Annotated in this window: 14 protein-coding genes; all 14 read right to left on the reverse strand. The window is 60.4% G+C overall.

Annotated features, from left to right (window positions below):
* Window positions 1-41: 41 nt before the first annotated feature.
* The gene (locus HRH33_RS20495; protein ID WP_034139018.1) at window positions 42-602 is read right to left on the reverse strand and encodes a DUF1285 domain-containing protein; all 561 of its coding nucleotides are present in this window, start codon (window positions 600-602) and stop codon (window positions 42-44) included.
* A 27-nt stretch (window positions 603-629) separates the two neighbouring features.
* The gene (locus HRH33_RS20500; RefSeq protein ID WP_034139019.1) at window positions 630-1,235 is read right to left on the reverse strand and encodes a DUF4823 domain-containing protein; all 606 of its coding nucleotides are present in this window, start codon (window positions 1,233-1,235) and stop codon (window positions 630-632) included.
* Between the two features lie 87 nt (window positions 1,236-1,322).
* The gene (locus tag HRH33_RS20505) at window positions 1,323-2,291 is read right to left on the reverse strand and encodes a GTP 3',8-cyclase MoaA (protein WP_167418087.1); all 969 of its coding nucleotides are present in this window, start codon (window positions 2,289-2,291) and stop codon (window positions 1,323-1,325) included.
* Between the two features lie 107 nt (window positions 2,292-2,398).
* Window positions 2,399-3,058: a TetR/AcrR family transcriptional regulator gene (locus HRH33_RS20510; protein WP_034139021.1), complete on the reverse strand. Its 660-nt coding sequence runs from the start codon at window positions 3,056-3,058 to the stop codon at window positions 2,399-2,401.
* 443 nt (window positions 3,059-3,501) lie between these two features.
* A complete protein-coding gene (locus tag HRH33_RS20515; protein WP_167418088.1) occupies window positions 3,502-4,287 on the reverse strand; it encodes a TatD family hydrolase in 786 nt (261 codons plus the stop codon).
* Window positions 4,288-4,352: 65 nt separating this feature from the next.
* Window positions 4,353-5,342: a DNA polymerase III subunit delta' gene (locus HRH33_RS20520; RefSeq protein ID WP_167418089.1), complete on the reverse strand. Its 990-nt coding sequence runs from the start codon at window positions 5,340-5,342 to the stop codon at window positions 4,353-4,355.
* Window positions 5,335-5,967, reverse strand: a complete 633-nt coding sequence (gene tmk / locus HRH33_RS20525) for a dTMP kinase (protein WP_094066822.1) — start codon at window positions 5,965-5,967, stop codon at window positions 5,335-5,337. The genes HRH33_RS20520 and tmk overlap by 8 nt, the downstream gene beginning before the upstream one ends.
* A gap of 19 nt (window positions 5,968-5,986) precedes the next feature.
* Complete coding sequence (mltG, locus tag HRH33_RS20530) at window positions 5,987-7,096, reverse strand: endolytic transglycosylase MltG (protein ID WP_123478789.1); 1,110 nt, start codon at window positions 7,094-7,096, stop codon at window positions 5,987-5,989.
* A gap of 1 nt (window position 7,097) precedes the next feature.
* Entirely contained in the window at window positions 7,098-7,913 is an 816-nt protein-coding gene (gene pabC / locus HRH33_RS20535) for an aminodeoxychorismate lyase (RefSeq protein ID WP_167418090.1), read from the reverse strand.
* Entirely contained in the window at window positions 7,913-9,157 is a 1,245-nt protein-coding gene (fabF, locus tag HRH33_RS20540; RefSeq protein WP_167418091.1) for a beta-ketoacyl-ACP synthase II, read from the reverse strand. Before fabF ends, pabC begins: the two co-directional genes overlap by 1 nt.
* A gap of 128 nt (window positions 9,158-9,285) precedes the next feature.
* Entirely contained in the window at window positions 9,286-9,522 is a 237-nt protein-coding gene (gene acpP, locus HRH33_RS20545; RefSeq protein WP_016973676.1) for an acyl carrier protein, read from the reverse strand.
* Window positions 9,523-9,715: 193 nt separating this feature from the next.
* Window positions 9,716-10,459: a 3-oxoacyl-ACP reductase FabG gene (gene fabG, locus HRH33_RS20550; RefSeq protein ID WP_034139026.1), complete on the reverse strand. Its 744-nt coding sequence runs from the start codon at window positions 10,457-10,459 to the stop codon at window positions 9,716-9,718.
* Window positions 10,460-10,490: 31 nt separating this feature from the next.
* A complete protein-coding gene (gene fabD / locus HRH33_RS20555; protein WP_034139027.1) occupies window positions 10,491-11,429 on the reverse strand; it encodes an ACP S-malonyltransferase in 939 nt (312 codons plus the stop codon).
* Between the two features lie 126 nt (window positions 11,430-11,555).
* Window positions 11,556-12,566 carry a phosphate acyltransferase PlsX gene (gene plsX / locus HRH33_RS20560; RefSeq protein ID WP_080761471.1) on the reverse strand — a complete coding sequence of 337 codons (1,011 nt, stop codon included), beginning with the start codon at window positions 12,564-12,566 and terminating at the stop codon, window positions 11,556-11,558.
* Window positions 12,567-12,568 lie beyond the last annotated feature (2 nt).

The raw sequence follows: 12,568 nt of genomic DNA on the forward strand, positions 1-12,568 counted from the left end.
AGCGGCAAGCGAATTATGTCAGGGCCTGGTAAAAACCGGCCTCAGGGCTCCAGGCCAATCGGGAAAAACTCCCCGCCGCTCCATACACCCAGCCAATTTCGCCCGTTGATCGGACGACTCACTGCCAACTCGACCAATTGATAGAACACGTTGCGATGCACCAGGGCTTCGAGGTTGGCGCGCACGCGCAGATAAGGCGATGGCTCTTCGGTGACCGGGTCAATCACCACCCGTAGGGGATGTTCGAGACCCGCCTCGATCTGCTCGTCGACGTTGGTGGTCAAGCGCAGCCGCTGACTTTCGCCCTCGCCTTCCACCTCCAATGTCACCGCAACGAACGGCGCGTCGTCGACCACGATCCCGACTTTTTCCACCGGGGTAACCAGAAAGTAATCATCGCCATCGCGGCGAATGATATTGGAGAACAATTTGACCATCGGCTTTCGCCCGATCGGTGTGCCTTGGTAAAACCAGGTGCCGTCGCGGGCGATGCGCATGTCGATATTGCCGCAGAACTCCGGGTTCCACAGATGCACCGGTGCCGGGCCCTTGCCTTTGGGCAGTTGCGCCAACAGATCGTTGGCCTTGGCGGAATCGGTCATGGGTTCTCCCTTGAGGATGCGCCGGACCTATTGATCACTCATACCCAGCAAGCTGCGTGCGTACTGCGCCAGGGGACGGGCAATCAGGTCTTGTGGCTTATTGTCGTGGAATGTCAGTAAACCGCCACGACTGCGAATACGTGCAGTATCAATCAAATACTGGGTGCTGGTCTCGATCAACATGATCTGGATAACGCCGCTGTCCAGGCCAACGCGGTCGAGCGCCTCTTGATCGGCCCATTCATCGGCGTTACCGATACGGTCGTCGGCCTTGGCGAAGCGGCAGTACAGCAGGTAATGAGCGCCCGCCGCACGGGCTTCGGCCATGGCTTGCTCAAGGCCTTCAGGTTGCCGGGCGCGACGTACCATGGGGAAATATTCGACGAAACCATTGAAGGCTTCCTCAGCCACCACGTTCGGACGCGGATAGGCACTGCCCGGCGGCACAAACGCGCCCTGGGCGATAAAAATAAAGGAATCCGGCTGCACACGAATCGACGCCGTGCGGCGAGTGTCGCTGTGATCCAGCAACCCGGCGTCACTCATCTGATAGCGGGTGCCTTCGGCCATATCGCTGACGGTCATGCAACCACTCAGCGTCAACGACGCCAGCAACAAAACCAGACTACGCATCCTATTCCTCCAGAAGCCGGTGACGGAAAACCGGCGAATGGGCACGAGATGCAGAATCTGGGCCAGGGCAGCTGCACACATGCGGCGTTAGCCGCCGATGATTTTCATGATGGTTGCGCCGCCGGAGAATGCCACTTCCTGCTTATCGCCCAGGGCTTTCATCAACAAACCCTGCAAGGCCGGCAGCGCCTGATGACGGGGCTTGTCGAGCAAGTCGCCGACATAGTGGCGGTTGCTCGACGATAGACAGCCATGCAACCAACCGGTGGACGACAGCCGCAACCGCGAGCAAGTACGGCAGAACGGCACGCTTTCGTTGGCGATCACGCCGAAATGGCCTTTGCCCGGCACTTCATAGCGCACCGCCGTGGCGTCCACGGGGGCATTGGCCTGCAAGTATTCGTAGCGTTCGCCGATCAGGCTCAACAGTTGTTGCAGGCTGACGAACTGCTGCAGAAAGGCATTGGAATCCTTGGCCAGGTGGCCCATGCGCATCAACTCGATAAAGCGCAACTCGTAGCCGCGCTCCAGACAGTAATCGAGCAGCGGCATCACCTGATCCAGGTTCTGGCCGCGCAATGGCACCATATTGACCTTGATCTTGAGCCCGGCGGCGCGAGCCCGATCCATGCCATCGAGCACGGTGGCCAGGTCGCCGCCACGGGCAATGCTGCGGAACGCGCCGGCGTCCAGGGTATCGAGGGAGACGTTGATACGCCGGATGCCGGCATCCACCAGCAACGGCAATTTGCGAGCAAGCAGTTGGCCATTGGTGGTCAGGCTGATATCGCTCAGCCCCAGCTGGCCCACGGCACCGAGGAACACTTCCAGCTTGGGACTGACCAGCGGCTCACCGCCAGTGATGCGTAAACGCTCGATGCCGGCCGCTTCAATCAGGTACGCCACGCCACGGGCCATGGCCTCGGCCGAGAGTTCGTCCTGGGCAGCCACCAGCCGCTTGCCATCAGGCACGCAGTAGGTACACGCGTAATTGCAGGCTGAGGTCAGGCTGATCCGCAAATTGCGAAAACGCCTGCCTTGACGATCAACGATCATGGAACACTCCGGCAGAGGATAATTCGGGCGCACTAAAAGCTGACCTATAAATCAGCTTTTAGCAAGATCCTTGCCTGAGTATATTCCTGGGTTACTGCGCCTGGCAGCTAATCTTGAGTGGCGGGCGTGGCTTCAAGCGCCGGTTCGGCACTGTGCTTGCGCTTGTTGCCCATACGCACACCGATATCCATCAGGAACTGGAAGAACCCTTCCTGATCTTCCAGCACATTGCTCCAGAACGGCGAGTGATACAGCGCCACGGCGCCATGCACCAACGCCCAGGCGGCGCAATAGTGGAAATACGGCGGTACATCCTCCAGCTTGCCTTCGCTGATACGGCCTTTGATAAGCAGAGTCAGGCGTTCGAAGTTCGAGGCGCGGATCTTATGCAGCTCCTCGACCATTTCCGGGACTTGATGGCCTTTGACCACCTTCTCTTCCAGTCGGTCGAACAGGCGGTAGCGCTGGGGGTCACGCATACGGAATTCGAAGTAGGCGCGGGACAGGGCTTCCTTGTCCTTGTCCACGTCGGCCGAATGCAGCAACTCGTTCAAATCGCGCTCGTAGTCGAGCATCAGGCGCAGGTAGATCTCGGCCTTGGATTTGAAATGTTTGTAGATGGTGCCTTTGCCGATACCCACGGCATCCGCAATCATCTCGACGGTGACGCTGTCTTCACCTTGTTCGAGGAACAACTTGAGCGCGGTGTCTAGAATTTCCTGCTCTCGGCGGCGAAACTCACGGACCTTACGGGGTTCTTTGTGCATGAGGAAGAGGTCTGCAGAGGTCGGTAGAGGGAGGGCCATGCAAGGCCACGGATACGTGGCGATACGATTTACCCGATGCGAGGGATTATCCCGACTGAACGGTCGTTGGGCAACGCCTATGTGAACCCACCCTGCACTTTAATGACAACATGCCAACGAATCAGCGGTTATCAGTCAGAAATAATACGCAACATCCACCCATGCCCATGGCGTCGATGAGAACTCAACTGAAGCGCACGTATTCCAAATCTGTTTAAAAAACGATCAGGGGCGACTGGACTGAATCGGATACTGATCAATACTTCAACTGTCGGCGTGACATCTCCCCCAAGTGAAACGCCGATCTGGGTACCGACGGACTGCGTGCCCTTGTTTACTCCTAATGGTCTTAGCCCGGATTCACCCCCCAGAACCCGGGTTTTTTTTGCCTGGGATTTGGTCCCTCAAGCGGCGACATGAGCCAACGGGAACAGGCGTTTGAAGTTCTCGGTGGTCTGCTCGGCGAACCGCTCGTAGGGCACGCCGCGCAGCATTGCCAGGTAATCCGCCACATCGCGTACGTACTCCGGCAGGTTCGGCTTGCCGCGATGGGGGATAGGGGCCAGATATGGCGAGTCGGTTTCCACCAGCAGACGGTCGGCCGGTACTTGTCGCGCCACGTCGCGCAGGGCATCGGCATTGCGGAACGTGACAATCCCCGACAAGGAGATATAGAAACCCAGGTCCAGGGCGGCCTTGGCCATGTCCCAGTCCTCTGTGAAGCAATGCAACACACCGGCCTGGGGCAAGGCGGCTTCGCGCAGCAGCGTCAATGTGTCGGCACGGGCGCCACGGGTATGGACGATCACCGGTTTACCGGTCTGCTGGGCGGCTTGCAGGTGCAAACGGAAGGACGCCTGCTGCAACTCGGCGGCTTCGGGCTCGTAGTGGTAATCCAGGCCGGTCTCGCCAATGCCCACCACGCGTGGGTGATTGAGCTCAGCCAGCAGCCAATCGAGCGCTGGCGCTTCACCAGGCTGGAGGTCCAGCGGGTGGATACCCACCGAACAATCCACATCGGCGTAGCGCTCGGCGAGGGCTTTGACATCAGCGGCGTTTTCGGCGCTGACGCCGATGCACAGGAAATGCCCTACCCCGCGCTGGCGCGCCGCTTCAAGCGCAGCGTCAAGGGACCCGGCGTGCTGGGCGAGGTCAAGGCGGTCAAGGTGGCAATGGGAATCTACGAGCATAAGAAGGTACGACTTAAGTCACGGTAAATGTCTGACCAACGATACACTCGTCGGCCATCGAAGGATCAACGGCGCCCGAGCAGGCCAACCCATTGCACCAGCAGCGCTTCAAGCAGCAGCACACGGTTGAGGTTGGCTTTGCCGAGGACTTTCTGGCGCTGGACAAGGATCCAGTCTTGGATAGTCAGCACCTTGGCCTGGGGGCTTTTCTGCGCGAGGTACTGCACCACTTTGCGCATATCCGGCAGACCCAGGCCGGTTTCGTCCTGGGTCAGTTGGTAGCGCAGGATCAGGCTGGACCAGTCGCAGAACCAGTCGAACAACAGCAGCAGAGGGATATCCTTCCAGGCCGTCTCGGCCAACTGAGTGGCGGACAGCTCCTGCTTGAGCAGTTTCTTCACTCCATCGACCACCAGGGCCCGCTGCTCACGCACGCCTTGGGCCTGCAGCTTGACGGCCGCCAGTGGCGAGCCGGCCGCCAGGGTCAGCAACTCCACGCGCTCCTCAGCGGAGCAATCCGGCAGGGCCTGCGCCAGCCATTGCACACTCATCGCCTCGCTTGGCAGAGGGCAAGCCTGCTGCACGCAGCGGCTGCGAATGGTGGGCAACAAGCGGCTGGACTGGTGACTCACCAACAACAGAACAGTGTCGCCGGAAGGCTCTTCGAGGCTTTTGAGCAGGGCGTTGGCGGCATTGATGTTCATCGCCTCCACCGGCTCGATCAGCACCACTTTGCGCCCGCCCATCTGCGCGGTCTGCACCACGAAGCTGACCAGATCGCGCACCTGGTCGACCTTGATCGCCTTGTCGGCCTCTTCCGGTTCGAGCAGGTAGTTATCCGGATGGCTGCCCGCCTTGAGCAACAAGCAGGATTTGCATTCGCCGCAAGCCTCCAGGTTGACCGGCCGTTGGCACAACAGACTGGCCATCAAGCGCTCGGCCAGATGGCGCTTACCGATGCCTGCCGGCCCATGCAGCAAATAGGCATGGGCATGCTGGGCACGTCCGGCCAACTGCTGCCAAAGACTGTCTTGCCACGGATAGGCTTCAGCCACGGGCCCGCTCCAGCAGCGCGGGCAACAGCGCATCGATGGCCTGTTGCACATTGGCCAACGGTTGCGCCGCATCCAGCAGGTGATAGCGCGCAGGTTCAGCCTTGGCGCGCGCGAGGAAAGCGCGACGCACGGCGTCGAAGAACACCTGGCCTTCCAGCTCGAAACGGTCCAGACGACCACGGGCACTGGCGCGCGCCATGCCCACTTCCACCGGCAGATCGAACAACAGGGTCAGGTCCGGGCGCAGGCTGCCCTGTACAAAGGTTTCCAGCGTGGCGATGCGCTCCAGGGGTAAGCCGCGCCCCCCGCCCTGGTAGGCGTAGGTCGAATCGGTGAAACGATCGCAGATCACCACGGCGCCGCGGGCCAGGGCCGGACGTATCACTTCGGCAAGGTGCTGGGCGCGGGCGGCGAACACCAGCAGCAGCTCGGTGTCCGGATTCATCTGTTCTTCGCCCGGGGCCAACAGCACTTCACGGATGCGTTCGGCCAGAGGCGTACCGCCAGGCTCACGGGTCAACACCACCTCGATGCCTTCGGCGCGCAAGCGCTCGGCCAAGTAGTCGCGGTTGGTGCTTTTTCCGGCGCCTTCCGGGCCTTCCAGGGTAATAAACAAGCCAGTCACAGGCGGTCCTTAGTCAGAGTCATTGCGGGCTTTGAGGCGCGGCGGTATCCGGCACCGCCTCGGCCGGAGGCGCTGCCTCTTCCGGCGACTTCACCACCGGTGCCGGGCTGGAGCGGTAATCGGCCCGACGCTTGAGCTGAAACTCGCGCACGGCCGCATTATGCGCATCCAGATCATCCGAGAAAATATGGCTGCCATCGCCACGCGCGACAAAATACAGGCTGCTGCCCGGTGCGGGGTTCAACGCCGCATGGATCGCCTCACGGCCGACCATCGCGATCGGTGTCGGCGGCAACCCGGCCACCATGTAAGTGTTGTACGGGTTGGCTTCCTTGAGATGGGCGCGGGTCAATTTGCCGTTGTAGCGCTCGCCCAGGCCGTAGATCACCGTGGGATCGGTCTGCAGCAACATGCCGATCTTCAAGCGGCGCACAAACACACCGGCAATCTGACCGCGCTCTTCCGGTATGCCGGTTTCCTTCTCCACCAAAGACGCCATGATCAGCGCCTGGTAAGGATCGGTGTATGGCGCATCGGCGGCGCGCTTGCTCCACTCCTGAGCCAGGACATCGTCCAAGCGGTTATAGGCTTTTTTCAGGAATTCAACGTCAGTCATGCCCCGCACAAAGCGGTAGGTATCGGGAAAGAATCGCCCTTCGGGGAACACACCTGGATGACCGAGCTTATCCATGACATCGCTGTCAGGCAGGCCCGCCAAGGTCTGCACGATTTTTTCGTGCTTGGCCAACGCCGCCCGCACCTGACGAAAGTTCCAGCCTTCCACCAACGTGAGGCTGTATTGCACCACTTCGCCACGCTGCCACAAACCGATCAGCCCCTGGGCAGTCATGCCGGGGGTCATGCGATATTCACCGCTGTGCAGCGGTTGGCCATCCAGGTTCAAGCGCCAGTAAAGGCGCAACCAGAAGGCGTCGTCGAGCACGCCGTCGGCTTCGAGGCGATTGAAGGTGCCGGTGGGGGTTGCCCCGGCCGGTACATCAAGCAATTGCTCCTGGGTCAGCTTCAAGGGCTGCTTGAGGGCAGAGTCGAGTTTCCAGGCAGAAAAGCCCAACAGCAAACCGGCGGAAAACAGACCGATCAGCAGCAGTACAACCAGTTTTCGTATCAACTCAAATATCCAATAAGGCGCGAACAATGCCCTGCAGTTTACGGGTGAGCGGGCCAACCGACCAGCTCATCGCCGCGCACTCACGCACCGGCCAAATGCCATAAACGCTGTTGCAGACAAAGACTTCGTCCGCCTGCCGTAACTGCTCGACATTGATGTCGGCCACGGCCACCGGGACGCCCAGCGCTTCGGCCTGAGCCAGAATCTCAGCACGCATGACGCCAGCAACCCCGCAACGCTTCAGATCGGCGGTTAGTAACAAACCGTTGCTTACGATAAATAAATTACTGAACACGCCTTCGATGACACGTTCGGACATATCCAGCATCAAGCCTTCGGCATGCTCGACGTCCTGCCACTCGGCACGGGCAATCACCTGTTCCAGCCGATTGAGGTGTTTGAGCCCGGCCAACAGCGGTTGCTCGGCCAGACGGGTGGCACACGGAAAGAGACGAATGCCGTCGATTCCGTGGGCCAGGGGATAGGAGGCGGGCGGGCTGCCCTGCACAATGCGACGCACCGCTGCGTCGGGGTTCATGCCGTAACCGCGCAGGCTGTCGCCACGGGTGAGAATCAACTTGAGAACGCCTTCGCCGAGGCCGGCGGCGTAGGCCAGCACTTCATTGCGCACAAGGCGGTGGTCGACCTTTAAAGCGAGGCGCCGGCAACCCTCTTCCAGGCGCTGCAGATGTCGGTCGAGCAACACGGGCCGCCCGGCCTTGACGGCAATGGTCTCGAATAGACCATCGCCGTATGCCAGGCCCCGGTCTTTCAGGGGCACGGTGTCCGCTGGCTGACCGTCGACCCAGCAATGCATCACTCGGCGAACCGGCGGAACACCAGGGAGCCGTTGGTGCCACCAAAGCCAAACGAGTTGGAGATGGCCACATCGATCGGCATCGGCTGGGCTTCGTGAGGCACGAAGTTCAGGTCGCAGCCTTCGTCCGGCTCATCCAGGTTGATGGTCGGCGGTGCGACCTGATCCTTGATGGCCATCACGCTGAAGATCGCCTCAACCGCGCCCGCCGCACCCAAGAGGTGACCGGTCATGGACTTGGTGGAGCTGACCGCCAGCTTATAGGCGTGCTCGCCGAACACCGACTTGATGGCCTCGGCTTCCGCCAGGTCGCCGGTCGGGGTCGAGGTACCATGAGCATTGATGTACTGCACCTGGTCGGCACTGACCTTTGCATCACGCAACGCATTGGTGATGCAGCGCGCGGCGCCAGCACCATCGGACGGTGGCGAAGTCATGTGGTAGGCGTCGCCACTCATGCCAAAGCCAATCAGTTCGGCATAGATGGTGGCACCACGCGCCTTGGCGTGTTCCAGCTCTTCCAATACCAAGGCACCGGCACCGTCGGACAGCACGAAGCCATCACGGCCCTTGTCCCAGGGACGGCTGGCGCGGGTCGGCTCGTCGTTGCGGGTCGACAGCGCACGAGAGGCACCGAAGCCACCCATGCCAAGGCCGCAGGCGGCCATTTCGGCGCCGCCGGCAATCATCACGTCCGCCTCGTCATAGGCAATGTTGCGCGCAGCCATGCCGATGCAGTGGGTGCCCGTGGTGCAGGCCGTGGCGATTGCGTAGTTGGGTCCCTGTGCGCCCAGGTGGATGGACAGGAAGCCGGAAATCATATTGATGATCGAGCCTGGCACGAAGAACGGCGAAATCCGACGTGGGCCCGTCTCATGCAGCGTGCGGCTGGTCTCTTCGATATTGGTCAAACCGCCAATGCCCGAACCCATGGCTACGCCGATACGCTCACGGTTGGCGTCAGTGACTTCCAAGCCAGCATTACGCACTGCCTGAAAACCAGCAGCCAAACCGTATTGAATGAACAGGTCGAGTTTGCGGGACTCTTTGATCGAGAGATATTCCTCGACATTGAACCCCTTTACCGAGCCGCCAAAACGGGTGGAATAGGCAGAAAGGTCTGTGTGTTCGATCAGACCAATACCACTGCGGCCAGCCAGAATGCCCTGCCAACTGCTCGGCACATCTGTACCCAGTGGCGACAACATACCCATACCGGTGACTACGACGCGTCTACGCGACACAGCACTCTCCTTTTTCTTGATGACGACACTTTGCTTCAGCGCTCACTTTTCATTGGAGCTAAAGAAAAAACCGCACGCCGTTACAGCAGTGCGGTTTTTCCCTGACAGCAAGCGACGACTACAAACAATTACGCCTGGTGGGCAGTAACGTAGTCGATAGCAGCTTGAACAGTAGTGATTTTTTCAGCTTCTTCGTCCGGGATTTCGGTCTCGAATTCCTCTTCCAGAGCCATCACCAGCTCAACGGTGTCAAGGGAGTCGGCACCCAGGTCTTCAACGAAGGAAGCGCTGTTGGTCACTTCTTCTTCTTTAACACCCAGTTGCTCGGCAACGATTTTCTTGACGCGCTCTTCGATGGTGCTCATACCTTGTTTTCACTCCTAATGGACAAATTCAGGCAGCTGGCCAGTGGGTAAGTGTATAGAAAGCCTTTTCAGCTTTTCAACTGAAAGCTTCACCCTGTACCCCGAACGACCCTCTGCCTATAAATTAAGTTGCAGCTTTATAACGGATTTTAGACAGCTCGTATGACATTTTTTTGAAGCGATCCGTCACAATTTAACTCATGTACATCCCGCCGTTCACCGGGATTGTAGCCCCAGTCACGTATGCCGCACCGTCAGATGCCAGGAAAGTGACCACATTCGCGATCTCTTGAGCCTGGCCCAGACGGCCCAGCGGAATCTGCGTCAGCAAGGCTTCACGCTGTGCTTCCGGCAGTTCGCGTGTCATATCGGTGTCGATGAACCCTGGGGCCACCGAGTTGACCGTAATCGAGCGCGAACCGACTTCACGCGCCAGTGCGCGGCTGAAACCTTCCAGGCCGGCCTTGGCGGCTGCGTAGTTTACTTGGCCTGCGTTGCCCATGGCACCCACTACGGAGCCAATATTGATAATTCGGCCCCAGCGCGCCTTGGTCATGCCGCGCAAAACGCCCTTGGACAGGCGGAACAGACTGTTCAAGTTGGTATCGACCACGTCGTACCACTCGTCGTCTTTCATGCGCATCATCAGGTTGTCGCGGGTGATACCGGCGTTGTTTACCAGGATCGACGGGGCGCCGAACTGTGCAGTGATCTCGGCCAATACGGCAGCCACGGACTCATCGCTGGTCACGTTCAGTTCAAGGCCAGTGCCCTGAACGCCGTTTTCCTTCAGGGTCGCGGCAATACGCTCGGCGCCCGAAGCGGAAGTGGCGGTGCCGATCACGACGGCGCCCTGACGGCCCAGTTCCAGGGCGATCGCCTGACCAATGCCACGGCTTGCGCCGGTAACCAGTGCAACTTTACCTTGCAGACTCATGCAGGCTTCTCCTAAGTTCGGAATTCAGGGTTCAGGCCAGTGCCGCGCGAGCGGCAGCGAAGGCATCCGGGGTATTGAGGTTGGATGTCGAGACCCCATCGGCGCAGCGCTTGTTCAGGCCAGCCAGGACCTTGCCCGGACCGCACTCAACCAGCTCGGTGGCGCCGTTGGCGGCCAGGGTCTGGACCGACTCAACCCAACGCACCGGCTTGTAGAGCTGCTCCAGCAGGTCGCGCTTGAGGGTGTCGAGGTCGGCCACTACCGCTGCGCTGACGTTCTGTACCAACGGGATCTGCGGCGCCTGCCAGTTGATCGCAGCGATGGACTCGGCAAAACGCTCGGCCGCCGGGCGCATCAGCTCGCAATGGGACGGCACGCTCACCGGCAACGGCAGCGCACGCTTGGCACCACGCGCCTTGCAACCCTCAATGGCGCGCTCGACGGCGGCCTTGGCACCGGCAATCACCACCTGGCCAGGGGAGTTGAAGTTGACAGCGCTGACCACTTCGCCCTGAGCGGCTTCGGCGCAGGCTTCGATCACCACCGCGTCGTCCAGACCCAGAATAGCGGCCATGCCGCCCTGCCCGGCCGGAACGGCGTCTTGCATCAGTTGACCACGGCGCTCGACCAGCTTGACCGCTTCACCCAGGGTCAGGCTACCCGCCGCGACCAGAGCGCTGTATTCGCCCAAGCTATGACCTGCAACAAACGCCGGACGCGCGCCGCCCTCTGCCAGCCACAAGCGCCACAGGGCAACCGAGGCAGTCAGGATCGCCGGTTGGGTTTTATCAGTTTGATTGAGTTGCTCTTCCGGCCCCTGTTGGGTCAGTGCCCAGAGGTCGTAACCCAAGGCATCGGAAGCTTCCTTGAAAGTATCCAGGATCAGCGGGTATTGCGCGCCCAGCTCGGCCAACATGCCGAGGGACTGCGAGCCCTGCCCTGGAAAGACGAATGCGAGGGATGTAGACATGTAACAAGCCCCTAATGATCTGGTCGTCGGAAATGGGCGCCCCTACGGTGGGAGCGCACGAAACTGACAGATTGGATGGTCAATTGAACTGGCCGGTCACATTTAAGCATTCCTGGGCCAATTCGCCTAAGGCAACAGGTCCTCGAGACGGCCATGCAGGCGTTGGGGCAGGTTTTCCTGGAGCTCGATCACCGCGCGGGCAATCGCACTCTGAAAACCTTCCACGCCCGCCGAACCGTGACTTTTCACCACAATGCCCTGCAAGCCTAGAAAACTCGCCCCGTTATGCCGCGCCGGCGCCAGATCAGCCTGCAGACGACGCATCAATGGCAGCGCCAGAGCACCTACCAGACGCGAGACCAGGCTCTGCCTGAACAACGACTCGATGCGCGTGGCAATCATGGTCGCCAGGCCTTCGCTGGATTTAAGCAGGATATTGCCCACAAAGCCGTCGCACACCACCACGTCCGCTTCGCCACGATACAAACCGTCACCTTCGACGAAGCCGATGTAATTCAAGCCTCGCGCGCCTTGCAACAGCGTCGCGGCGAGCTTGACCTGCTGGTTGCCCTTGATGTCTTCGGTGCCGATGTTCAACAGCGCCACGCGCGGGCGGGCCACGCCCAAGGCTTGCGCCGCCACCGAGCCCATCACAGCGAACTGGAACAGGTGCTCGGCACTGCAATCCACGTTCGCCCCGAGGTCCAGCAACTGGCAATAGCCTGTCTGCGTGGGAATCGCCGCCACCATGGCCGGCCGGTCGATTCCGGGCAAGGTCTTGAGCACATGCCGCGACAACGCCATCAAGGCCCCGGTATTGCCGGCGCTGACACAGGCTTGCACCTTGCCGTCGCGCAACAGTTCCAGGGCCACCCGCATCGAAGAGTCAGGTTTACCGCGCAGGGCCGCCGCCGGCTTTTCATCCATCGTGATGGTTTCGCTGGCCGGTACAATGCTCAGGCGCGCACGATCCACCGCCGGATGGCTGGCAATCAGTTCTTCGAGAAGGGAGGGTTGACCGACAAGGGTCAGGTGCAGCGAGGGTGTTGCAGACAGGCTGGCAACGCAGGCCTGAACAATGCTGCGGGGACCGAAGTCCCCGCCCATTGCGTCAATCGCGATGACGAGAGCAGACAAGT

Source organism: Pseudomonas rhodesiae (assembly GCF_013285305.1).
Classification (GTDB): domain Bacteria; phylum Pseudomonadota; class Gammaproteobacteria; order Pseudomonadales; family Pseudomonadaceae; genus Aquipseudomonas; species Aquipseudomonas rhodesiae.

Coding starts and splice junctions, on each gene's coding strand:
- fabD (WP_034139027.1), bottom strand. CDS start 11,429: ATGTCTACATCCCTCGCATTCGTCTTTCCAGGGCAGGGCTCGCAGTCC.
- HRH33_RS20510 (WP_034139021.1), bottom strand. CDS start 3,058: ATGCACAAAGAACCCCGTAAGGTCCGTGAGTTTCGCCGCCGAGAGCAG.
- HRH33_RS20495 (WP_034139018.1), bottom strand. CDS start 602: ATGACCGATTCCGCCAAGGCCAACGATCTGTTGGCGCAACTGCCCAAA.
- fabG (WP_034139026.1), bottom strand. CDS start 10,459: ATGAGTCTGCAAGGTAAAGTTGCACTGGTTACCGGCGCAAGCCGTGGC.
- HRH33_RS20505 (WP_167418087.1), bottom strand. CDS start 2,291: ATGATCGTTGATCGTCAAGGCAGGCGTTTTCGCAATTTGCGGATCAGC.
- pabC (WP_167418090.1), bottom strand. CDS start 7,913: ATGCATTGCTGGGTCGACGGTCAGCCAGCGGACACCGTGCCCCTGAAA.
- acpP (WP_016973676.1), bottom strand. CDS start 9,522: ATGAGCACCATCGAAGAGCGCGTCAAGAAAATCGTTGCCGAGCAACTG.
- HRH33_RS20500 (WP_034139019.1), bottom strand. CDS start 1,235: ATGCGTAGTCTGGTTTTGTTGCTGGCGTCGTTGACGCTGAGTGGTTGC.
- HRH33_RS20515 (WP_167418088.1), bottom strand. CDS start 4,287: ATGCTCGTAGATTCCCATTGCCACCTTGACCGCCTTGACCTCGCCCAG.